This is a genomic window from Bacillus aerius (assembly GCF_029894105.1).
Lineage (GTDB): Bacteria > Bacillota > Bacilli > Bacillales > Bacillaceae > Bacillus > Bacillus altitudinis.
In genome coordinates this window covers 3,138,911-3,162,596 of record NZ_JARYHO010000001.1, presented here as the reverse complement: position 1 = coordinate 3,162,596, position 23,686 = coordinate 3,138,911, and the positions used below count along the sequence as shown (strand labels likewise).

Genomic DNA, 23,686 nt, shown 5'->3' with positions numbered 1-23,686 from the left:
ACCTCCAAATGTTAGACTGTGTCTAATATTTGGGGTGCACTTCACTTAGGGCTGTCTTTTTACAATGATTAACGAATCCTTGTAAATGTAGCATAGTGATCGGTTGTTTTATAAATGAGCCAGTCACTTGAGTATACTAGGCGGTCAGCATTACGGAAACCGGAGACGTAGTTGATGTCGGCTTCACGCCATGTACGGCCACTAGCGGATGGAAGGCGTCCCTCCCGATTAGAGAATACGTCTCCACCGATGCTTTTGCCCGGCGCGACTTCAGCTAAATTTCCTTTTGATGCCACCCATCCGAGGGCGCTCGCTTGTGATTTGGTGATGTAATTATCAGGTAGTCGTTTATAGCGGATTAAGTAATCTGCTACACCATCAAAGGTATTAATGACGGCAAGGGTACGAAGGTCTGGTGCAAGCTGTACGGAAGCAGTCTCATTTGTGGCTGTGGGTGTAAGTGGTGTTTCTGCATGGACTTGCTGCGGGATAAATCCAGAAAACAGAATGGCAGCAATCAGAGCGAACAGAGTAAAAATCGAACTTATTTTTTTCATCTTGATCCTCCTCAAAAGGAAATGGGATGCCGTCCTCTTGATGCTTGTCTACCTCATATTATAGCACCGGCATATGAAGAGAATGTAAAGAATCAGGAGATTGGAAAAAATGAGGCTTTTTGACCTACTGTCTCTAGATGACGTAAACAAAAAGACGCAGTTCCCTGCGCCTTTTTTCAATTAAGATGAGGCAAGCTCCTTCACAATATCAACAGGGGCTTTGCCATCAATTCCATGAAGTACATTATGAATGGCTCGTTTCAGCATAAGGTCTCTTGTCGTTTCAGTAGCGGAACCGATATGCGGGGCAAGCGTGACATTGTCCATCTCCTTGAAAGGATGATCTTCCTGAAGCGGTTCTTGCTCATACACATCCAGACCAGCTCCTTTAATCCACCCTTCCTGCAGTGCTTGAATGAGACTTTTCTCATCGACGGTTTTTCCGCGGGAGATGTTCACGAATAAAGCTGTCGGCTTCATTAATTTCAATTCCCGCTCTCCTATCATATGGTACGTCTCATCCGTCAGTGGTGTGATTAACACAATGATATCAGCTTGCTTCAGCAAGTCATCCAGTGCGCAATATACAGCGCCATATGCCGATTCGGCTTTCTCGTTCCGGCTCCGGTTGTGATAGAGGACGTTCATATCAAAACCATGAGCGGCTCGTTTGGCTACTTGCTCACCGATTCGTCCCATCCCAATGATCCCAAGCGTTTGATGATGGACATCAATGCCGAATATATCTTCCTCTTGAACAAATTTTGTCCATTTTCCCTCGCGGATAAAACGATCAAGCTCGGCAATTCTCCTCGCAGAAGAGAGAATGAGAGAAAAGGCAAGATCAGCAACGGTATGATCGAGTGTATAAGGCGTGTGCGTACCAATCACGCCTCTTTGTCTCATGGCTTCTAGATCAAAATTGTCATAGCCGACTGAATTATTGCTCACCACCTTGAGTTGGGGTGCATGATCTAATAAATCTTGATCAATTTTCGTACCAGATGTTAAAAGGCCATCAGCCTTCTGCAGCTTCTCAAATAACAGATCTCTTGGGATCGGGTCCTTTGACTGCCATACCTCATATGTACAATGTTCTTTTAACATGTCTTCAAAAGCGGTAGGTAAGGGTTTGGCGACAAAAATATGTGGTTTCATCATCAACTCGCTCCTTTCACATGGTCATCTTTCTCTTTTTATTATAAAGCAACCATTTTGGCAGTACACGTTTGAATATGAGTTGCTCAATATTTAATATACTGAAATAACGGAAAAGGAGAGATTTTTATAGTGAAAGAGTAAATGCTGATGTCTTTTTATGATGTAGAAAAACGAGTGATTAGTAGATGAGTCATAGAAAAATGCTAGATGTTTCGAGAGATAATCTGACAAACCGGAAAAAAGATCGAGACTTTTTGATAGAAAATTTATTATATTTGCAGTGTATTAAACGGGATGGTCATTTTCTACTAAACCATTTCATCGTCTTTTGGTGAAATGAAAGCCATCGTTTGTAAGCAAAAGCCGCCTCTCCCCTGTGCTGAAGCGGAACAAAGAGCAAAATAGAGAAAATGATTACATATTCTCTCATCGTTTTCTCATTTTTTTCTTTTTTTTCTATCATTTTTCTTCTCTATGCTTGAGAACACACAAGGGAAAAGGAGGCCAGGTAAGGCGTTACAATCACTTAAAAAAGATAGGAGATGACAGGATGGGATCAACATTAGAACAGATTCTTCAGCACAATGAAGACTTTGTGAAAGAGAGACAGTATGAGCCTTTCAAGGCGGGAAAATTTCCTGAGAAGAAATTGGTTATATTAACTTGTATGGACACACGCCTGTTGGAATTATTACCCCAATCCATGGGGCTTCGTAACGGTGATGCGAAGATCATTAAAAATGCAGGAGCCATCGTCACACATCCATTTGGCAGTGTCATGCGGAGTATTTTACTAGCCATTTATGAGCTGAAAGCAGAGGAAGTATGCATTGTCGGACATCATGAATGCGGAATGGCAGGCCTTGCGGCAGACCCTTTACTTGAAAAGGCAAAAGCACGGGGAATTGAGGAAAAGTGTTTGAGCATTGTGAAAAGCGCAGGTGTCGATTTAAAGGGCTGGCTGACAGGCTTTGATTCAGTGGAAGAGAGCGTATCTCAAAGTGTGAAATTAGTCAAAGAGCACCCGCTCATGCCAAGTGATGTAGCTGTTCATGGACTAGTGATTCATCCGGCAACAGGAAAGCTGGATGTCGTTATAAAAGATAAACAGATCGACCCGCAATATACCTAAATCATCTACACATACTTGAAGGAGGCCAACACATACCATGCGTTTTTATGGAAGATTTGAAGGTTATGATTCATCAAAGTTTAGACGCGATTTAATCGCTGGGCTTGTCGTGGGCGTTGTGGCAATTCCTTTAGGCATGGCTTTTGCCATTGCATCTGGTGTCGGACCAGAATATGGATTATACACAGTCATCGTTGCCGGCATTTTGATTTCATTGTTTGGTGGTTCAAAGTATCAGATCGGCGGACCGACCGGGGCATTTGTTCCAATTTTATTCGGGATCGTCAGCCAGTACGGTATCGAAAACTTACTCATTGCTGGTTTTATGGCAGGCTGCATGCTTGTATTATTCGGAATATTCAAACTAGGAAAGCTCATGAAATTTATTCCTCGTCCGGTTATCATCGGCTTTACTGCTGGCATTGCTGTCATTATTTTTTCAGGACAGATTGCCAACTTCCTCGGATTAAAGGGTGTTGAAAAGCATGAAAGCTTTTTCCTCAATATGAGAGAAATCGTGGTCCATCTCGGTACCGCAAACAGTCTCGCCATTCTCACAGCGATTGTTGGGCTCATCGTGATTTTGGCGGCACAAAAATACATTCCCAAAATACCTGGTGCTCTATTAGGTCTACTCGTTTCAACATTTATAGCTGTTCTCTTTTTTCAAGGACAAGTTGAAACCATCGGCTCTGCATATGGCGAAATCCCTCGTCAACTGCCAACTTTCGCTTTTCCTGAATTGACAATTGAAAAAATGATTTATTTGCTACCGCCGGCTATTGTCATTGCGCTTTTGGGCGGCGTGGAGTCCATCTTGTCCGCGATGGTAGCTGATAATATGAAAGGTTCTAAACATGACAGCAATAAAGAACTCGTCGGGCAAGGAATTGCCAATATGGCGGCACCGCTTTTCGGAGGGATTCCAGCGACTGGAGCGATTGCTCGTACGGCAACAAACATTAAAAATGGCGGAGCAAGCCCCATTTCAGGAGTCGTGCATGGTGTCGTCGTCTTGCTCATCTTAATGTTATTTGCACCATATGCATCGATGATTCCGCTTGCTGCCATGGCACCGATTTTGATGTTTGTGGCGTGGAATATGAGTGAGAAAAAAGAGTTTATCAATATTGTCAAAGTCAAAAATGCGGATTCCCTTGTGCTTGTCGTGACCTTCCTGCTAACGGTCATCGGTGATTTGATTATTGGCGTGACTGCAGGTCTCATTTTAGCGTTTATCGCCTTTATCAAAAAAATGAGCCAGACAACGAATATCCACACAAATGTTGCTGTTCCTCAAATCGAAACGGCGGCTGCCTTAGAAAGGGAGACTGATCAGAAAGGGATTAGTATGTATTCGATTGAAGGGCCACTCTTTTTCGGTACAACCGATTCATTGGAAAATTCGATTTTGGATCATGTTCAGACAAAGCCGAAAACACTCATTTTGCTTATGAACAAAGTGAATTATATGGACACCTCAGCAGAAGCGGTTCTGATGAACATTTCCAATCGATTAAAGCATCACAATGGAAAATTGATGATTGTAGGGCTTCAATCACAGCCAAAAGAGCTTTTGCATCGTACCGGTCTTTTCCATCACATTGGAAAGCAGCATTTCTTTGAACGAACGGATGATATTTCACCACAGCAGCTATAAAAGGCTAAAAAAAGCACGTGACATGTCGGTCACGTGCTTTTTACCTGCTCTTTTTCACTAGAAAACCGTTGTGTGAGTTTCTGTTGATGGGAAGAGAAGACCTCTTCTACTGTTACATCATAGAGATCAGCTAGAACAAGTAGATTTCCTAAGACATCCCCCATTTCTTCAATAAGGTCCTTTCTTAACGCGGCGTCCTCCTGTGTTTTCTCATCAGGTCGATCGCGTCCAATTTCGACCGCCCTGACTGCACGAGCGAGTTCACCTGTTTCTTCCATCAGGAAACCTAACCTGATAAACGGCCCGTATTCTGTCCAACTTCTCATTTTGTAGAAATCTTTGATCCATTTTTCCATTTCAGTTGTTTGCATTCTCTTTATACAGCTCCTTATATGGTGTTCACCTTCTAATTTTACACTATATATAGATGGAGCGGCTGTTTCTTTATAATGAATTATAGTAGAATGAGTGGGTGAAGAAATCATAGAGAGAGATGGAGCTGTTTTGATGAAAACGATTTGTGTGTTTGCTGGTTCGAATCCAGGTGTGAATGACATCTACAAACAAAAAGCTGTCGAGCTAGGGGCTTATATGGCAGAGCAAGGAATCCGTCTTGTATACGGTGGCTCACGAATTGGCTTAATGGGCGCTATAGCGGATGAGGTATTAAAAAACGGCGGGCAAGTGATCGGAGTCATGCCAAAAGGGCTTTTTAGAGGAGAGGTTGTGCATCAAGAGCTCACTGAACTCATTGAAGTCAAAGGAATGCATGAACGAAAAGCAAAAATGAGCGAGCTGGCCGATGGGTTTATTGCCATGCCAGGTGGTTTTGGTACATATGAAGAATTATTTGAGGTGCTATGCTGGGCGCAAATTGGCATCCATCAAAAGCCAATCGGATTGTATCAAGTGAATCAGTATTTCAAACCGCTCCTCGACATGGTGACGTTCAGTGTACAGGAAGGTTTTTCGAATGAATCACACCTTCAATTGTTGCATGCCTCTGGAGAACCGGAAGAATTGATTTCACAGATGGCTTCCTATCAAACACCGTCTCTTCAGCAGAAATGGACGGAGCTGTCTTAAAACAGATGCATAACAAAAAACCGCCTGTTCAAAGAGCAGACGGTTTGTTTTGTGATTATTTTTGTTCTTCTGAATTACGGGTCAAGACTTTGTCAATGAGTCCGTATTGAAGTGCTTCTTCCGCTGTTTTGAAGTTGTCACGATCTGTATCGCGCTCAATGACTTCAATTGGCTGACCAGTACGTTCAGCAAGTACTTGGTTCAGTTTATCGCGTAAAGAAAGGATTCGTTTTGCCGCAATTTCAATTTCTGTTGCTTGACCTTGCGCACCACCTAGTGGTTGGTGAATCATCACTTCACTATTTGGAAGGGCATAACGCTTACCTTTTTCACCAGCAGCAAGCAGGAACGCACCCATAGATGCAGCCATACCAATACAAATAGTTGATACCTTTGGTTTAATAAATTGCATCGTATCGTAAATGGCCATACCAGCTGTAATCGAACCGCCAGGGCTGTTAATGTAGATAGAGATATCTTTTTCTGGATCCTCGGCTTCTAAGAAGAGAAGCTGTGATACGATGGAGTTGGCAACATTGTCATCGATCGCAGAACCAAGCATGATAATACGGTCTTTTAAAAGACGAGAATAAATGTCGTAAGCTCTTTCCCCACGATTTGTTTGCTCAATGACTGTAGGTATTAAATTCATAATGTTCCTCCTTCACCTTTTAGGTAAGTATGTAATTCAATGATACATTTTTGGTCAATAAAGGTCAAACAAAATGCTGACCTAAAATCAAATACCCCTATCCATTTTCCCCAAAACTCTTCCACTTCAAACCACCATATGAGTATATGTATGGGAATGAAGAAAATGCATCGACAGGGATAGCGATTAATCATTGCTTTCTTGCAGCATTTCCCTTATAATTTGATATGCTGACGTTCAAAAAACATATCGTGCGCTCGTAGCTCAGTTGGATAGAGCGGTGGTTTCCGGTACCACGTCTGCCGGGGGTTCGAATCCCTCCGAGCGCGTCTTGAGTATCCGATGGATCATTTATGAAAGAACTTGAAAACTGGTCTTACCCCTGTCAAGTAGACAATTATAAAAAGCCTAAGCTGCCAGTGTGTGACGGTATTCTACCGGAGCACACTGGTTTAATTTTTTCTGGAATCGATCGTGATTATAGAATTGAATGTAATCTTCTATGCTTTTATGAAGCTCTTCTTCCGTTTGACACGAAGAAAAGTAAGTGTTCTCTGTTTTGAGATGGGAGAAAAATGATTCGATACAGGCATTATCCAGGCAGTTTCCCCTTCGGGAATGACTGCCCTTCAAACCAACGTTTTCTAGTCGCTTTTGATATGCTTTTGTTGTGTATTGAAATCCTTGATCTGAATGAAGTTGGGCTCCTTTGACATCCCGCAGGGATGTCAAGTTCTCTAATGTCTCCATGACCAGTTCAAGATCATTTCGTTTTGACAATTTCCATGCGACGATTTCATTGTTATATAGATCTTGTATAGCTGAAAGATAATAAAAGTGATGCTGGCAAGCGATATAGGTAATATCAGTCACATATAGCTGATTGTATTGATTGGCTTTAAATTTTCGGTTTAATCTGTTTGGATGGACAACTGAAGCTTGTCTTCCGAAATACCGCCGTTTTTTTCGAATGATTGATTGGATGTTCATCTCTTTCATCAACCTGTAGACACGCTTATGGTTGATGCGAAATCCTTCTTTCTTTAAAGCGATTGTCACCCGAGGATAGCCATAGAAGGGTCTTGAATGATGAATGGCCATGATGTGTTCTTTGAGGATTTGTTCTTTCAGTTGTCGCTCCATTCGAATCTTTTGATTCTTACGCCATTTATAGTACCCAGATCGTGATACTTTGGCGATGCAGACGAGCCATGTCAACGGATAAAAACTCTTTAATTCGTGAATAACTTCAAACCTCACATTCTTTAAAATCCATCCTCTCCGTGTAGATTTGGATAACGCTTTTTTAAGTATTCTACCTGTGCCTTTAAATAATCTCTTTCTTCTTCCACACTTTTAAACATGAACTTGGGACGTCCGTTAAAAGGATTTTCTGACTTTGTATGTTTTCCTCTTTGATCTTCAAAAGATTGCCCCTCACGAAATTTTCTGACCCAACTTTTTAACTGAGTGGAGCTTTTGATACCTAATTCTTCAGACAATGACTGATAACTTCTGTTTCCTTCTTCGTACATTTTGACAGCTTTCATCTTAAATTCTTTAGAATAGTGTTGAAATTGTTGTCCCTTTCTAGCCATAAAAAATCCCCTCCAAGTATAGTGTAACAGCCAAGATATGTTCTTGGGCTTTTTACACTGTCTACTTAGAGGGGATAATATCAAACCCTTTGAAATAAAGGGTTTTTTTGTTTTTTTATGAGTGGTATTGTGTGAGTGAATTGAGAGGAACTTCACTATTTATTAGAGAGTTCATTTTGTATCGAAAAACAAAGATTATTATTGTTAAAAAGACAAATTTTCTTGATGATAGGTAATCAAGTAAACTTAATCTATTATTGGAGTATAAAGTCAGTTCATCAATATTCTAAAAGCTTGTTCAACGAAAAGGGCAAAATTCATTCATAAGGAGGCACTAATGAATTGTGAAAGTGTTTTACATCAAATTGAAGTAGCTGTTAAAACATTGATAAAAATAGTAAGTCAATTAGAAGAAGCTGATTTATAAAAAAGACCAACACCTCATAAGCAGTCTATCGGAGAGTTGCTGGAACACATTGCGATCATTTGTGAAGCTGACTGGCGTATTGCAAATGAGGCGACCCAAGAAGAGATGGAAACATTTTATGCTAATGTATCATATAAAACTGTAAAGTCGATAGAAAAAGGCTTAATGACTAATTTCCATTCATTAAAAAATAATTATATGAAATTATCGGACACAGAACTACTGTCTCGTACCACTTCTTATTGGGGTGTGACATATACAAGGTATGAATGGTTGTTAGAGATATTAGCACATGTTTATCATCATAGAGGACAATTACATGCTATGCTTGTTCACTGTTACAATCAAGACCCCAAAATTTTAATGTTTGAATGATGTTTTTCGACTAAAGGGTGTTTTGCTTTCATAATATCCTGTAATAACATCTATCGTGTCGGGGTTTTATAGATTCTCAGCGTGTGCATTCAACCTAGTTCACAATAGAAAAAGGTTTCTCGAACCCTCTCCATCAGAAGAGGGTTTTTTGTATGTGGCGTTCACTGCTAAAATTTCACATCTAAACCACACTGCTTATGTTATAATTAATAATCATTCTCAATTAAAGGTGGTTTTCGTAAGTGAAAAAAATGATTTGGCTTATGAGTCTGCTGGCAGTATTGTTGGTGGCTTGCGGGCAGAAAGACAATAAAGAACAAGAATCAAATACTCGTACATATACAACTGAAACGGGTGAAAAGATCACCATTCCAGACAAACCGAAACGAATTGTTGTGTTAACAGCACAGCTTGGAAATTTTAAAAAGTTAGGTGTGACACCTGTTGGCATGACAGATGTTTATCCTAAATCATCCTTTTTAGATGAAACAGGTGTGAAGAGGGTGCCGATAGAAAATGTGGAGGCAATCGCCAAACTGAAACCTGATCTCATTATTGCGTATTCACAAAATGATCAAGTTGAAAAATATAAAAAGATCGCAAAAACAATCACTTTCACAACAAGTGAGCATAGCTTTAAAGAGATGCATATTGAAATCGGAAAGATTCTTGGAAAAGAATCGTTAGCCAAAAAACAAATACAAGAAATGGACGAGCAGCTGAAAAAAGACGGCAAAGAGGTCAAAGCAAAAATTGGTGAAGACAAGACGTTCTCCATTATGGATGTGCAGCCTAAGCAGGTGTACTTATTTGGTACAGACTTTGGTCGTGGAGGAGAGGTTATCTATCAAGGGTATGGATTCAGTTTGCCTGAAAAAGCAGAGAAAGCTCTACCAAAAGAAGGGTATCTCGGTATTTCATTAGAAGAGATGAATGAGTATACAGGTGACTATTTACTTGTACCAACAAAGGATGGAAAAGCACCGAATTCTGATATCACAGGTAGCGGTGTATGGAAGAAGAATAAAGCAGTGAAACAAGGACATGTTTTATCCTATTCAATCAAAGAATTTATCTATGCTGATCCAATCTCAATTGAAAAACAGTCTGCTGCGTTTAAACAAATGCTGCTCAAAAATTAATAGAAAAAAGACAAAGCACTTAAAAAGGAGGCTTTGTCTTTTTTCTGCTATCCTCTTAAAATACTAGCCATAAGACTCATTTATCCCCTTTTCAGGCGTATTTGTTGAGCCTGATCACTGTATAAGATTAACATGGAAGGGAATTGACAATAAGGAGAGGATTCTTGTGGCGAAGGTTTTAATGATTACGTTCCCAGCTGAAGGACATGTGAACCCAATGTTAGGGATGATAAGAGCATTTGTTGATCGAGGTGATGAAGTGCATGTGGTCACAACTGAACATTATCAAAAACGGATCAAACGCTTAGGCGCTCACATACATATACATCCAGATTATATTCGGACATTAAGCGTGGAAGAAGACGATTTGGAGTCCATGCAGCCATTTTTTCATGCCATGCTACAAACGTCATTAGACATTTTAGAAGTGGTGGAAACTCTTTCTCAACAGCATTCATTTGATTTGGTCTATTTTGATATGTTTGGAGCAGGTGAGCTTGTGCGGGATTACTTACAGATTCCAGGTATCGGTTCGAATCCTTCTTTTGTGCTGCAGGAGGCGCATTTTGATACACCTCTATACAGAAAAGATGAGAAGGCGGCTCATCTGTTAGAAGAAATACATGAACGTTTTGGCGTTCAGCCAAAGCATTTGATGCAATTCATGAAAAACCGCGGAGAACTGAATATGGTGTATACAAGTGAATATTTTCAGCCGTCTGTTGATGCATTGGATGATTCGTTTGTTTTCATTGGACCGAGTTTTCTAAAACGTGCTGACCAGCACGATTTCCCATTAGAAGCGCTTGAGCGGGAGAAGGTTGTCTTTATTTCAATGGGAACGGTTCTTGGAGATACTGAAGCATTCTTTAATATGTGTATTGATGCCTTTGCCGACTTTGATGGAAAAGTGATTCTCGCAACTGGTGAAAAAATCGACATGTCTCTCCTAAAAGAAGCGCCATCTCATTTTCTCATCGAGCCTTATGTGCCGCAGCTTGAAGTCCTTGAACTGACAGATGTGTTTGTAACCCACGGCGGGATGAACAGTGTCAATGAAGGTATTCATTATCATGTTCCAATGGTTGTCATCCCGGTTGACAAAGATCAGCCGATGGTGGCAAAAAGACTGACGGATCTCTCTGCTGCTCGTGCACTCGATAAAGACCAGCTGACAGCAAGGCAGTTGAGAGATACTGTAGAGAGTGTACTCGGAAGTGACACATACCGTGCTGGGATTGAAAAGATTGAAGAAAGTTTCCAAACAGCAGGTGGAACAGAAAAAGCATTACGTGTCATTGATCAGTTTATGCAAGCGAAACAGATGCAATAGGTAAGGTGTTTACTCAAGTTGGCCAGCCTGTCTTAATAGGAAACCCACTTGACAAAAAATAACCAATCTTTTATCGTATACGTAATAAACGACGGAAGGGTGACCCAATGCAATGAAGTACTAATCCTATGACCTGTAAGCAAAATGAAAGAACGAAGGCAGTGAGCAAACGATATGTGTTGCTATGTTTGCTGCGTTTTCATTTTTTAGCTTCGGAATAGGATGGTACAGCTTGGGAATCAAAGATTGAAGTGATGGATACGGGGGATATGTGTGCTCATTTGTTGAACCGCATGTCATTCTGTATCGATCCGCTTATTTTTGTACACCATTTTGCCTCCTATTCTGAGAATGGGAGGCTTTTTCATGTCTCCTGATACGAAAGGAGAGGGTTGGATGTTACTGAGAGCCCACCAATTAAAAGTATTTCGAAAGGATCGTTTGTTATTTGATATAGAGGAGCTTGCCATTCATCAAGGGGACCGAATCGGCCTTGTAGGGACAAATGGCAGTGGGAAAACGACATTGCTCCATGTACTGGCGGGTAGGGAAAAACCAGACAGCGGCACATTTGCACACACTACAACTTGTACGCTGCTTCCTCAACTAAAGACAGGAGATGGCAGACAAAGTGGTGGAGAGATGACTCAAGCTTATATTGAGAGAGCTTTAAGCCGGCCTTCTGCCCTTTTATTAGCCGATGAACCCACGACTCATTTAGATACGGAGCATATTGAGTGGCTAGAAGAACAGCTTCGTCATCATCAAGGTGCTCTGATTGTCGTCTCGCATGACCGTGCTTTTTTAGATGCGTTATGTACAGACATTTGGGAATTGGAAGATGGGAAGCTCAAACTATACAAAGGCAACTACAGCGATTTCGTCCGACAAAAAGAACTCGAACATCGCCAGCATGTGGAGGCGTACGAGGTGTATACCCAAAAGAAAAAACAGTTAGAACATGCACTGCAAAAGAAAATGAAAAAAGCCGACAAAGCGACAAAGCCATCTCCAAAGCTGAAATCCTCTGGGCCTAAAATTGCGAAGCCTTATTATGCAAACAAGCAAAAAAAGCTTCAAAAAACAGCCAAATCTATTGAAACAAGAATGGAGAAATTAGAAAAGGTGGAGAAGGTAAAGGAAGTCCAGCCTCTTCAAATGACGCAGCACACCATGAAGGAAGTGGCAAGCCGCTCCATTTTTCGTGTCGAACATGTAGATGGCATGGCAGGAGATAAAGTCCTTTGGAAAAAGGCGAATGTTGAAGTGAGAGGCGGAGACAAAGTCGCGATCATTGGGAAGAATGGGAGCGGTAAAACGACATTTCTCCGAATGCTTGTAAACGGACATCCCGGGATTTTTTGTTCAGAAGCCGTGAAGATTGGTTATTTCAGCCAAGATCTTTCAGGACTGAATCTAGATGAATCGATCTTACAAAATGCACTGGAACAGGCGATTCAAGATGAGACGATCGTTCGCACCGTTTTAGCGAGACTTGGGTTTCGGGGAGACGATGTGTATAAGCTGACGAACGTATTAAGCGGCGGGGAACGAGTGAAGACGATGCTTGCAAAGTTGCTCGTCAGTGATTCCAATGTTCTGATGCTTGATGAACCGACGAACTTTTTAGACCTTGCGGCAGTAGAAGCGCTTGAAGGACTTTTAAAAGATTACCCGGGCACAGTTGTGTTTGTCTCCCACGACAGGCGGCTCATTGAGCAGGTGGCTACTCGTATTCTTCATGTGCACGAGGGTACCATTGAACGCTTTGATGGCACCTATGAAGAATATAAACAAAAGGAAGAAAAGCCAACTGCTACAAAGAAAGAAGAAGAGCTCTTGCTGATTGATATGCAGCTGTCTGAAGTGCTCAGTCGTTTAAGCATCGAGCCTTCTCGTGAGCTTGAAGAGACGTTTCAAGCATTGTTAAAAAGAAAGAAGTTGTTAGAGTCATAAAAAAAAGCCCCTGTGTTTACTGCACAGGGGTCTGTTCGTTTCGTTCTTTTTTCAATTGTTCAAGTTCGCTGACTGTGACAAGCTGGTAGCCTTGTTTGGTGAGTTCATGTATGATCTTCACTGCTGCTCGAGCAGAGCTGTCATAAATATCGTGCATGAGTACGGTTTTGCCATCTGCTGCATGTGAGAGAACATGGTTTATGATCTGCTGGCTGTTGCGAATTTTCCAGTCTTCAGGATCGACATCCCACAATGAAACGTTCATGCCAACCGCTTGATTGATGTCAGGATTTGTTCCTCCATATGGCGGTCTAAAGTGCGTAGGAGTATAACCGCTGGCCTTTTCAATCAGCTTCTGCGTGTCTTTTACTTGTTTGACCGCTTCTTTTAGAGGGAGTCTCGTTAATAAAGGATGGTTATATGAATGGTTTCCGATCTCATTTCCGCCCTTTAAAATGTCGGCAAGCATTCCAGGATAATACTGAACCCTGCTTCCTAATACGAAAAAGGTGGCGTGTCCTTTATTTTCCTTCAGCGCTGCTAAAATGGTTGAAGTTGTGGCTGGGTTTGGACCATCATCAAATGTGAGTGCGATGGCTTTTTTATTCGGATCAAGCTTTGGCTTTTGCGGCAGCTTGACCGCTTTTCTTTTTGGATTCGGTTCTTTGATTTCATTCTGATTTTTGGTCTTATTCATATATTCCGGCTTCAAGATATCTTTTAGCAACGTCTTTTTGATCGCCAGCGTTTGCGGACCTAAGTCCTTTGCGGCTACTTGAGAAGCTGGGAAATAGAACTCTATATATTTCTCTTTTAAGGCGAATTGACTGAAGTTTTGATCAGTAGGGGCTGTTCCTTTTTGAAGGAGTGATAGATCCTTAGACAAGGTTTTATCTTTTTTAAGCTCCGTGTATGTAATATAGGATAATTTTTTCAAATAGTCCTTTTTTGGTTGAAATAAATCTTTTGTGTCAAGAAAGTCTTTTTTCTGAAAATCGAAATTGATTGTGACGTGATGAGTGGTCCCATTTTGCTGACCTGTATATGTGTAGGTCGTAAAATAAATGGCAGCAGATTGTTTTGCATAGTGCACCATGTCATAGTCAATATTCAGTTCAAACCGTTTGTTTTCATCAATGTCCTTTGCTTCACTAAATGTCTTTTTGAAATGCTCTAATGCTGAATTCGCATAGCTTTGAATCTTGTCATCTAGCTTTTTTTGATGAAAAAGTGGATAGTTCACCGCATATCTCATAAACTTCCCGTCATTTACAAGAGTGACAATTTCAACATTTTTATAATTCGTATCCTGCTTCACATTTTTCTTCTCTGTACCGCTTGCTTGCTGATTTTGAAAGAATGCAACTGCTCCAATGACGATGGCAAGCGCAAATAGGATGATACTCCATTTTCCCTTTACTGACACAACTTTCAATTCTCCTCTCATGACGGGTCATTCTTTATTCTTTTGACATCTGTTTGTAATATTTTTATAACAATTGACTTACTTTTGTAATTTTAGGGGATTTTCATGCGGAATGTCAACTATTTTCCTATTAAAATACTGTAAAAATTGATAGGTCTTTCAGAACGAGAAAAAGCAGAAGAAAAGAATTCTCTTATTTGCCGTCTACACATACCTTCAATAATTAAAAAAATGAGCCGTACATTGATTTTTCAGAGGCTGACGGCTATAATTTTGATGATTATGATTCTCATTTTCAAACTGACTTTTAATGAAGAAAAGGATGACACCGATTTTGCCGGATAAGCGAACATCTCAACAAAAACGATCATCACCTATTTTGTTCTTTTTATTGTTTTTTCTCGCTGTCATTGGTTTATTGGCGGCTATGTTTTTGGCTGTTTCCTACGGTGCAAAGTCATTGTCTTTGCAAACGGTCTGGACAGCTGTGTTTGACTATCAGTCGCATGTGACAGAGCAACAGATCATTCATGAATTAAGGCTTCCTCGTGTGCTAGGAGCGGCGCTTGTTGGAGCGGCGTTTGCTGTGGCAGGTGCGCTCATGCAAGGCATTACAAGAAATCCGCTGGCAGATGCGGGGATATTAGGCATTAACGGCGGTGCGATGTTTGTAGTCGCTCTCTGTTTTGCTTTTTTTCCAGGAATGCCTTATTCGGCATTGATGTTATTTTCTTTTTTTGGTGCCGTTCTCAGTACACTGCTGATCTTTGCCATTGGGGCGGCTGGCGGCGTGCTGACCCCACTTCGGCTCACGGTAGCTGGAGCTGTTGTTGCCGCATTGCTGCATGCGCTAAGTTCAGGTATCGCCATTTACTTTGATCTCAGTCAGGATCTGGCTTTTTGGTATGCAGGGGGTGTGGCAGGTGTCAAATGGCCGCAGCTGATGATCCTTGCTCCAGTCATTCTCATTGTCATCGTTTGGGCGATGTTATTAGGACGATCCCTCTCGTTATTATCACTTGGTGAAGATGTAGCTGCGAATTTAGGGGTGAAAACCCGGCAAGTGCGAATACTAGGTATGGCAGCTGCGGTTCTGCTGGCAGGCGTTTCTGTATCGGCAGTTGGGTCTATTGGGTTTGTCGGGCTTGTCATTCCGCATATTGCACGAAAGCTGGTTGGGGTCAATTATCGTTTCGTCATTCCTATGTCAGCGATTTTAGGCGCAATGCTTCTCGTCTTCGCTGATCTTGCCAGCCGGACAGTAAATCCGCCAAGAGAGCTTGCCATTGGCGTCATGGTGGCACTTGTTGGTGTTCCTTTTTTCTTATATATTGCCAGAAAAGAAGGGAGGAACCTGTCATGAAAGAGAAACGGCGTGCTCTTGTCGTGACAGCCGTTTTGCTTTGTCTGAGTGCGGCTGTCGTGCTGTATAGTTTAAATACCGGCACGCTGAAACTCAGTCCTCTCGTTGTCGTCAAAACGTTATTTGGCTTTGGAGATTTCCAAAGTGAGACGGTGCTGTTTGATTATCGTCTGCCTCGAATCGTCGTGACGATACTAGCTGGAATAGGTCTAGGCATCGCAGGTGGCATTTTGCAGAGTTTATCCCGCAATCCACTGGCCGATCCTGGGATTATCGGTCTGAATGCAGGAGCCGCATTCGGCTTAATCATCTTTGTGACGTATTTTCACGTACTAGAAGGAAATCCATCTTTACTCATTCCGCTCTTTACATTTGGTGGAGGCCTACTTGCGGCGGCAGTCATCGTTCTTCTTGCTTACGACAGGCATGAAGGGCTTGTGCCTATCCGGCTGATCCTTGTTGGAATTGCCGTAGCTGCGGGGTTTAGTGCATTGACGTTATATTTGTCATTGAAACTGGATGAAGATACATACACCTTCGCTTCAAGGTGGCTTGTGGGAAATGTATGGGGAAGAGACTGGATTCATGTACTTGCGCTCCTACCTTGGATCGTATGTCTTGTCCCGCTTACGCTCATGCAGTCCAGCACACTCAATGCGTTAACATTAGGTGATGCCGTCGCCTCAAGTGTCGGAGTACGTGTAGAGCGCAAACGACTTTTTCTTCTCACCTTAGCTGTTGGTCTAGCAAGTGCAAGTGTATCGATGACAGGCGGAATTGGTTTTATTGGCCTTGTTGCACCTCATTTGGCGAGGCGTCTTGTCGGCTCACTGCACCAATATTTTTTACCAGTGAGTGCCTTGCTTGGATTGTTGATTTTGGTCAGTGCTGATACACTGGGACGTTCCATATTTGCCCCAAATGCCATCCCAGCGGGTGTGGTTGTGGCTTTTATCGGAGCACCTTATTTTCTCTATTTACTAACAAAAACAAAATAAGAAAGAGGAACTCATCATGAAAAAAGTACTTGTGTTTGGTTTAACGCTCTGTTTCTTGATTCTGGCCGCTTGTGGTCAACAGGAAACAAAGAAGACAACAAATCAAGATGAAAACGGAACACCTAAGATTGCGTCCTTGTCGATTCATTTAACAAATGACTTATTAGCACTCGGGATAAAACCTGCTGGCTCTGTTGTAGGGGGAGACTTAAAAGATTTCCTTCCACATGCGAAAAAGCAGCTTAGCCAAACGAAAAAGCTGGGCATCGCAGCAGATCCTGATATGGAGTCATTGCTTGCTTTAAAACCAGATGTCATTTACGTCGATGAAGAACTGGCTGGACAAGACTTATCAAAATACAAGAAAATCGCCAAAACCGAAGTGTTTAATTTAAATGATGGCACATGGCGTGATCATTTGAAAAAAATCGGCAAGCTCGTCAATAAAGAAAAAGAAGCCGATCAATATATTAAGGACTACAATCAAGAAGCAAAAGAAGTCAAATCACTCATCCAGAAAAAGATTGGAAATGGAAAAGTGATGGCGATTCGTGTAACAGCAAAAGAGCTTCGAGTATTTAGTATGAAACGTCCGATGGGGCCAATTTTATACGATGATTTAGGACTGACACCTGTAGATGGTGTGAAAAAACTGGACAGCAAACGTCCATTTGAAGTCATTTCTCAAGAAGTGCTTCCTGACTTTGATGCAGATGCTATTTTTGTCGTCGTGAACCGTGATGATAAGGCGCAACAGGCATTCAAACAGTTAGAGCAGACGCCGATTTGGAAAGGCCTAAAAGCCGTGAAGAAAAACCAAGTGTATCCGATTGCCGATCAGCCATGGTTAGATTATTCAGCTCTAGGCAACAAAATGGCAATGGATGAAGCAAAAAAGATGTTCTCTAAATAAACAGCACATAAATCAAGGCATCATTCCGCATCTAGGAATGATGTCTCTTTTTTTGATTCGTTCTTCTATTCATTCGCTTTTTGCATACATATGAGAGGGAACGAGCAGTATCGCCCGTATGAAAGGATAAGGGGAGGGGTTACAGTTGAAGGTTCAAAAAATTAGTGCAGGCACTATTGCGAGGCTTGTGCTGCTTTTATTGGCACTTGTGAACAGCGCTCTCACTGCTGCAGGAAAAAGCCCAATTCCAATTGATGAAGAAGGTGTGCAGCAATTCATTACGTTAGCCTTTCTTGGCATCACATCACTATGGGCCTATTGGAAGAACAATGATATTACGAAAAAAGCTCGAACCAAAAAAGAAGAATAATAGAAAACAGAGCCTTTTCATGCAAAAAGGCTCTCAGCATGTAGAAAAACCCTCGCATTCGGTGTCAGTCCTGCGCGCTGGGGCTCGTCCTTCCTAGACTGCAAAGGGTTTCTATCACGCTGAAAAGAAGACAAAGGGCTAAAATAAGTTCATTTTAGCCCTTTGTCCATAAACTGAAAAGAGCCTTTTCATATAAAAAGGCTCTATTTCATCGAAGCGACAAGCGCCTCTCCCCGCAAATTGGTTTGATCTCAGTGGCTTACGCCCGGTGTTCTCCCATATTGGTAAGAAACGCTTTCACTTCCTCGATGGTTAAGCCAATGGCCTTTGCTTCACTCATGAGACGCTTCCATTCTGACATATTTGAGTCGGTCAGCTTTCTATGATGGACATGTAACGTCTTTCCTTCCTGCTCCTTTCTGTAGGTTTGGAGCAGCTGATACAGTTCTTCTTTAGGCATGCCAGATTGGACGGCATGAACGATATGATCCCGCCACTCCTGTTCACCGCCCTCAGCGTAATGAAACATCATCGTTTCTGCATCAAACAGCTCTTGTAAATCAATGTCTAGTGATGAGGATACCTTTTTTAAAAACTGGACAGATGGATTACGATGGACACCACGCTCAATTTTACTCAAATACGATTTAGAGACATGGGCATCTTCAGCCAGCTGCTGGATTGAGTATCCTTTCCTCTTTCGGTAAATGCGTATCACCTTTCCTATCATTCGATATATGATCTCCCTTCTCCCCGGCGAATCGTTCTGCGACCTTTTCGTTCATTATAAGAAATGAATTGTTCTTTATAAAATTTAAAAACGTAAGAAACAGGAAGTAAACAAAAGAAAACGAACGATTTCGTTCTTTAAAAAGAACTATAAGACCTATTATGACATTTTTCTTTGCGGGTATTATCTTTTATAATCCAATCATTAACAAAAAGAAACCATATATAACCTTTTTGTGATGAAATCGGGAGGTATCTATGAATGAGAATATAGGTTTTAAGCAGCTGTTTTCTGTCATAAAAGAGAAAATGGCCCTTCTGATCCTGATTGTCCTGATCGTAACGGGCATTTCAGCCTACTATCAGTTCTATGTCTCGACTCCTGTATATCAGGCAACCACTCAAATTCTTGTTCATAAACGAAGCAGTGATGCACAAGCGAATTTAAACGATATTCAGATGAACCTTCAATATACACGTACCTTTCAAGTCCTATTAAAAAGTCCAATCGTTATTGAAAAAGTAAAAGAAACACTCAATCTTACAGAATCGGCGGAAGGATTAAAACATAAAATTGCCACAAGTACAGAAAATGAGTCAGAGGTCATAAATATTTCTGTACAAGATGAGGACCGAGCGAAGGCAGTAGCCATTGCGAATACAGCCACAGAGGTGCTGCAAGAAGAAATCAAAAAAACCATGAATATGGATCGCATTAATGTTTTGTCTGAAGCCAAGCTGTCCAACACGATACTGATGAACTCACGTAAATTCGTTCACATCGTTCTGGCACTAGGCGCCTCTGTATTAGGGGGAATGACACTCATTTTCTTAATGAATTTACTCGATGATACGGTGAAACGAACACATCAAATAAGAGAAGAGATCGGATTGCCGTCGCTCGGCAGTGTCTATCAGATGCAGGCAGACAGGAGGGCAAAAAAAGACAAGCAGTCCGTCATAACGGGAGGACAGAACATTGATTTTTAAGAGGAAAAAACGAGAAAAAAGAGATTTATCCTGTATTTCTGTATTAAATCCTCACTCTGTCATTGCGGAACAATTCCGAACGATCCGAACGAACATCGAATTCACGTCGATTCAAACGAGGTTGAAGTCGATATTGGTCACATCCTCCTTGCCGAAGGAAGGAAAATCATTTACGGCTGCAAACTTGGCAGCTGTTTTTGCACAGCAGAAAAAACGGGTTTTGCTCATGGATGCTGATTTACGTAAACCAGCCATTCATGAATATTTTGATCTGAGTCCGCACACCGGATTGACCAATGTGCTATTAAATAATTGCAGTTTGGAAGAAGCCATTTTGCCTACACCGATTGAGCATTTAGAGCTGCTTCCGAGTGGGACCATTCCGCCAAATCCCGCTGAGCTGCTTTCCTCCTCTGTGATGAAGCAGCTATTTTACGAGATTGAGCAGCAGTATGACATGGTGATTGTTGATTCCACACCGCTTCTGCCTGTAGCCGATGCCAAAATATTAGCGAACCGGACGGATGGAAGCATTCTTGTGGTTTTAAGCGGTAAAACGAAGATTGCCGCTGTGAAGAAATCAAAAGAAGTATTAGAGGGTACGACAGGGAAACTGCTTGGGGCGATGCTAAATGGCAAGAAAGTGAAAAAGGGAAGGCACTATATGTATTAAAGAGATTGATAGGTGATGTCTCCTAATCTTTAACAACGGAGGCACTCGATCCTGCTGTGGGCATGACATATGCCTTAGATGCTCGTCATCGGTAGTGGGATGTGAGGACGGGTTTGATGCCCATTTTACGTAAGAATAGTGATGTTTTAAAAAGGGGGAGGAGCGTTGACTTACGCCCAAAGATTATCAATCATCGTGGCACTAGATTCATATCTCATCTTAGTTGCCGTCTTTTTTGGCTTTCAATTTGTCCAAGAGGCAGCGTTAACCGTATATACATTTGAAATGCTCGTCATTTCTTCGCTCAGTCTACTGATCGGGCACCATTTGTTTTCGTATATTTTTCACGTGTACAAGCAAGTATGGGCTTATACAGGGGTTAGAGAGCTATTTTCTTTAATGAAGACCTTTGCGTGTTCATTTTTATTTTCTATGACGATGCTGTACATTTTTGTGCAGACATGGCCATTTCGCTTTTTATTTATTGTCTGGCTTTTCCATGTGTTATTCATCGGTGCATCACGAATGGCATCCAGGCTGTTTCATGATGGTGCCAAGCGGTTTCAAGTTGAAAAGGAGCGGGCACTAATCATTGGCGCTGGATCAGCCGGGACCATTATTGTTCGTCAGCTTCAGCAGTCGAGTGATGTACATATTGAGCCGGTCGCTTTCATTGATGATGACAAAACAAAGCATAAGCTTGAAATTATGGGGCTGCCTGTTCTTGGGGGAAAAGAACATATTCAAACGGCTGTTGCGATGATGGATATTCAAAAAATCATTATCGCCATTCCATCCAAAAGCAGTCACACATTAAAAGGACTGTATAAGGAATGTGTAGCGACTGGAATCAAAACACAGATTATGCCGGAAATGGAACAGATTTTAAAAGGAACCCACGCGCTGAATCAATTGCGGGATGTACAGCCAGAGGATTTGCTTGGAAGAGAGCCAATTCAATTAGATACAAGCCGTCTATCCGTTCACCTAAAAGGAAAAACGATTATGGTGACAGGAGCTGGCGGGTCTATCGGGTCAGAAATCTGTCGTCAAATTTGTGTATTTTCCCCTCGGGCGATTGTGCTTGTGGGACATGGAGAATTTAGCATTCATTCTATTTTACTAGAGCTGAAAGAATTGTATGGAGACAGCATTAGCCTATATCCACAAATTGCGGATATTCAAGATAAACAAAAAATGAGTGAAATCGTTGGTCATTTTCAGCCGGATATGATTTATCATGCCGCTGCGCATAAACATGTCCCGCTCATGGAAATCAGCCCGAAAGAAGCGGTGAAAAACAATATTATCGGGACAAAAAATGTGGCAGAAGCTGCACATGAGCACGGAGTTGAAACATTTGTCCTCATCTCATCTGACAAAGCGGTCAACCCTGCCAATGTGATGGGAGCGACAAAGCGGTTTGCTGAAATGGTGATTATGCAAATGGGGGCAAGCAGTGAAACGAAATTTGTCGCCGTCCGGTTTGGGAATGTACTCGGAAGCAGGGGGAGCGTCATTCCGATCTTTAAAAAACAAATTGAAAAAGGCGGGCCAGTGACCGTCACGCACCCAGCCATGACAAGATATTTTATGACGATACCAGAAGCATCAAGGCTTGTTATTCAAGCTGGTGCACTAGCAGAAGGAAGGCAGATTTTTGTTTTAGACATGGGGGAGCCAGTCAAAATTGTCGACCTCGCAGAAAACCTCATTCACCTCTCAGGCTACACCACAGACCAGATTCCAATCACATTTACGGGGATTCGTCCCGGAGAGAAAATGTACGAGGAGTTACTCAACCAGCATGAAAAAGCACAGGAGCAAATTTTCCCGAAAATCCATATCGGGCATGCCTTGGATGGTGATCCGTATGTGCTGAACCGCTTTATTCACGAATTTAATATGATGAGTGACGATCAATTAAGACAGGCCTTGTTTGCCGCCATTGAGTCGCATGATGTATTGCCTGAACCGATGCAACGAGAGGAGGAGCCACTTGCTAATGAAGAAAAAAGTCTTGTTTTGCGCAACGGTTGATTATCATTTTAAGGCGTTCCATCTCCCGTATTTCAGATGGTTTCAGGAACAAGGATGGGAAGTGCATACAGCGGCAAATGGCCAGCTGGAGCTACCGTATGTGGATCAAGCGCATTCCATTCCGATTCAGCGTTCCCCTTTTCATTTGCACAACCGGCTTGCTTATGTGGAGCTGAAAAAGCTGTTAGAAAAAGAGCATTATCAGTTCATCCATTGTCACACACCGATGGGGAGTGTCATTGGCAGGCTAGCGGCCAAAGGGACGCGCAAAAAAGGGACGAAAGTTCTTTACACAGCGCATGGGTTTCACTTTTGGAAGGGGGCACCGCTTCAAAATTGGCTGCTTTATTATCCAGTTGAGAGATGGCTCGTTCAATATACGGATGCACTCATCACCATTAATGGAGAAGACTATGAAAGAGCCGATCGTCTGTCAAAAGAGAAGGCGGCTGTGCATTATGTTCCCGGTATGGGTGTCGATATGAAGCGATTTGCACCAGTTGATGACAAAGAAAAAGACCGCCTTCGTAAAGCATATGGTTTTACCACGCAAGATTTTATCGTGCTGTGTGCTGGTGAATTAAATGACAATAAAAATCAAGGAATGCTCATCAAAGCTTGCGCGCAGGTGTATCGGAATATACCACATGTGAAAATTGTATTTGCTGGAGAAGGGACAAGTCGGTCGTCCTATGAAAAGCTGGTCTGTCAGCTGAATCTTGAGGAACATGTACAGTTTGCGGGATTTTGCAAACACATCGAAGATTGGATGCATCTGAGCGATGTCTGTGTATCAACCAGCTTGAGAGAAGGACTTGGGATGAATCTTCTTGAAGCAATGTCTGCTGAAAAGCCGGTGATTGCAACAGAAAATAGAGGGCATTGTGAGCTCGTCAAACATGGAGTGAACGGCTTTTTAGTCAAACCGCATGATGTGAATGGTTTAGCCGTTTATTTACAACAGCTCTACCATAAAAAGGACCAGCTTCACCTAATGGGGAAAGCGGGACGTTCTATGGCTCACGCATTTGCACAGGAGCAGACGGTAAGTGCAATGGAGGAAATTTACACAACGTATATGGACCAAAAAGAGAAGGTGATGTGA

General features: G+C 42.0%; 20 protein-coding genes, 1 tRNA gene and 2 pseudogenes. 16 read left to right on the top strand and 7 right to left on the bottom strand.

The features are described from left to right. Positions 1–68: 68 nt before the first annotated feature. Together M2353_RS16490 and M2353_RS16485 are read right to left on the bottom strand one after the other, a co-directional pair. Positions 69–395: pseudogene (locus M2353_RS16490) on the bottom strand (ribonuclease); the annotation flags it as partial. Positions 396–737: 342 nt separating this feature from the next. Then, entirely contained in the window at positions 738–1,715 is a 978-nt protein-coding gene (locus M2353_RS16485) for a 2-hydroxyacid dehydrogenase (protein ID WP_047945698.1), read from the bottom strand. A 553-nt stretch (positions 1,716–2,268) separates the two neighbouring features. On the opposite strand from M2353_RS16485, the gene M2353_RS16480 reads away from it, so the two are divergent. Further along, positions 2,269–2,850, top strand: a complete 582-nt coding sequence (locus M2353_RS16480) for a beta-class carbonic anhydrase (protein ID WP_039169096.1) — start codon at positions 2,269–2,271, stop codon at positions 2,848–2,850. Positions 2,851–2,887: 37 nt separating this feature from the next. Further along, positions 2,888–4,510 carry a SulP family inorganic anion transporter gene (locus M2353_RS16475; protein ID WP_025208022.1) on the top strand — a complete coding sequence of 541 codons (1,623 nt, stop codon included), beginning with the start codon at positions 2,888–2,890 and terminating at the stop codon, positions 4,508–4,510. Between the two features lie 29 nt (positions 4,511–4,539). Here the strand turns inward: M2353_RS16475 and M2353_RS16470 are convergent, their stop codons facing one another. Further along, positions 4,540–4,881, bottom strand: a complete 342-nt coding sequence (locus tag M2353_RS16470) for a MazG-like family protein (RefSeq protein ID WP_284725741.1) — start codon at positions 4,879–4,881, stop codon at positions 4,540–4,542. Between the two features lie 136 nt (positions 4,882–5,017). Between M2353_RS16470 and M2353_RS16465 the strand changes: the two genes are divergently transcribed. Further along, positions 5,018–5,596, top strand: coding sequence for an LOG family protein (locus M2353_RS16465; RefSeq protein ID WP_024719873.1), 579 nt, complete (start codon positions 5,018–5,020; stop codon positions 5,594–5,596). Between the two features lie 55 nt (positions 5,597–5,651). On the opposite strand, the gene clpP is transcribed toward M2353_RS16465, so the two are convergent. Further along, complete coding sequence (gene clpP / locus M2353_RS16460) at positions 5,652–6,248, bottom strand: ATP-dependent Clp endopeptidase proteolytic subunit ClpP (RefSeq protein WP_024719872.1); 597 nt, start codon at positions 6,246–6,248, stop codon at positions 5,652–5,654. 253 nt (positions 6,249–6,501) lie between these two features. Here clpP and M2353_RS16455 point away from each other — a divergent pair. After that, positions 6,502–6,577, top strand: a tRNA-Arg gene (locus tag M2353_RS16455). Positions 6,578–6,656: 79 nt separating this feature from the next. Here M2353_RS16455 and M2353_RS16450 read toward each other — a convergent pair. Continuing rightward, a protein-coding gene (locus M2353_RS16450) for an IS3 family transposase (RefSeq protein WP_284725740.1) occupies positions 6,657–7,846 on the bottom strand; the annotation gives its coding sequence in 2 pieces (ribosomal slippage) (positions 6,657–7,546 and positions 7,546–7,846; 1,191 coding nt in all). Between the two features lie 337 nt (positions 7,847–8,183). Between M2353_RS16450 and M2353_RS16445 the strand changes: the two are divergent. The 4 genes and pseudogenes from M2353_RS16445 (at position 8,184) to abc-f (ending at position 13,079) form a co-directional block, all read left to right on the top strand. Then, positions 8,184–8,648 (top strand): annotated as a pseudogene (locus M2353_RS16445) (DinB family protein). 251 nt (positions 8,649–8,899) lie between these two features. Next, complete coding sequence (locus M2353_RS16440) at positions 8,900–9,790, top strand: ABC transporter substrate-binding protein (protein ID WP_038475563.1); 891 nt, start codon at positions 8,900–8,902, stop codon at positions 9,788–9,790. 166 nt (positions 9,791–9,956) lie between these two features. Further along, complete coding sequence (locus M2353_RS16435) at positions 9,957–11,123, top strand: macrolide family glycosyltransferase (protein WP_160757986.1); 1,167 nt, start codon at positions 9,957–9,959, stop codon at positions 11,121–11,123. A gap of 396 nt (positions 11,124–11,519) precedes the next feature. Beyond that, positions 11,520–13,079 (top strand): ribosomal protection-like ABC-F family protein, encoded by a 1,560-nt coding sequence (gene abc-f, locus M2353_RS16430; protein WP_284725739.1) that lies wholly within the window; start codon positions 11,520–11,522, stop codon positions 13,077–13,079. A gap of 16 nt (positions 13,080–13,095) precedes the next feature. Here the strand turns inward: abc-f and M2353_RS16425 are convergent, their stop codons facing one another. Further along, positions 13,096–14,505, bottom strand: a complete 1,410-nt coding sequence (locus tag M2353_RS16425; RefSeq protein WP_284725738.1) for a polysaccharide deacetylase family protein — start codon at positions 14,503–14,505, stop codon at positions 13,096–13,098. Positions 14,506–14,815: 310 nt separating this feature from the next. Here M2353_RS16425 and M2353_RS16420 point away from each other — a divergent pair, with 310 nt between their 5' ends. The 4 genes from M2353_RS16420 to M2353_RS16405 all read left to right on the top strand — a co-directional run bounded on the left by M2353_RS16420 (position 14,816) and on the right by M2353_RS16405 (position 18,149). After that, the gene (locus tag M2353_RS16420) at positions 14,816–15,868 is read left to right on the top strand and encodes a FecCD family ABC transporter permease (RefSeq protein ID WP_038475387.1); all 1,053 of its coding nucleotides are present in this window, start codon (positions 14,816–14,818) and stop codon (positions 15,866–15,868) included. Then, positions 15,865–16,866 carry a FecCD family ABC transporter permease gene (locus M2353_RS16415; RefSeq protein ID WP_025208010.1) on the top strand — a complete coding sequence of 334 codons (1,002 nt, stop codon included), beginning with the start codon at positions 15,865–15,867 and terminating at the stop codon, positions 16,864–16,866. Before M2353_RS16420 ends, M2353_RS16415 begins: the two co-directional genes overlap by 4 nt. 16 nt (positions 16,867–16,882) lie before the next feature. After that, entirely contained in the window at positions 16,883–17,779 is an 897-nt protein-coding gene (locus tag M2353_RS16410) for an iron-hydroxamate ABC transporter substrate-binding protein (RefSeq protein WP_007500130.1), read from the top strand. Between the two features lie 145 nt (positions 17,780–17,924). Further along, entirely contained in the window at positions 17,925–18,149 is a 225-nt protein-coding gene (locus M2353_RS16405) for a phage holin (RefSeq protein ID WP_008347764.1), read from the top strand. A gap of 259 nt (positions 18,150–18,408) precedes the next feature. Here M2353_RS16405 and slrR read toward each other — a convergent pair whose 3' ends face one another. Then, entirely contained in the window at positions 18,409–18,879 is a 471-nt protein-coding gene (slrR, locus tag M2353_RS16400) for an HTH-type transcriptional regulator SlrR (RefSeq protein ID WP_007500131.1), read from the bottom strand. Positions 18,880–19,136: 257 nt separating this feature from the next. On the opposite strand from slrR, the gene M2353_RS16395 reads away from it, so the two are divergent. The 4 genes from M2353_RS16395 (at position 19,137) to M2353_RS16380 (ending at position 23,686) form a co-directional block, all read left to right on the top strand. Next, positions 19,137–19,868, top strand: a complete 732-nt coding sequence (locus M2353_RS16395) for a YveK family protein (RefSeq protein WP_024719858.1) — start codon at positions 19,137–19,139, stop codon at positions 19,866–19,868. After that, positions 19,858–20,541, top strand: coding sequence for a CpsD/CapB family tyrosine-protein kinase (locus M2353_RS16390; protein WP_008347761.1), 684 nt, complete (start codon positions 19,858–19,860; stop codon positions 20,539–20,541). Before M2353_RS16395 ends, M2353_RS16390 begins: the two co-directional genes overlap by 11 nt. A gap of 165 nt (positions 20,542–20,706) precedes the next feature. Beyond that, positions 20,707–22,581, top strand: coding sequence for a polysaccharide biosynthesis protein (locus tag M2353_RS16385; protein WP_024719856.1), 1,875 nt, complete (start codon positions 20,707–20,709; stop codon positions 22,579–22,581). Next, entirely contained in the window at positions 22,547–23,686 is a 1,140-nt protein-coding gene (locus M2353_RS16380; protein ID WP_047945663.1) for a glycosyltransferase family 4 protein, read from the top strand. Before M2353_RS16385 ends, M2353_RS16380 begins: the two co-directional genes overlap by 35 nt.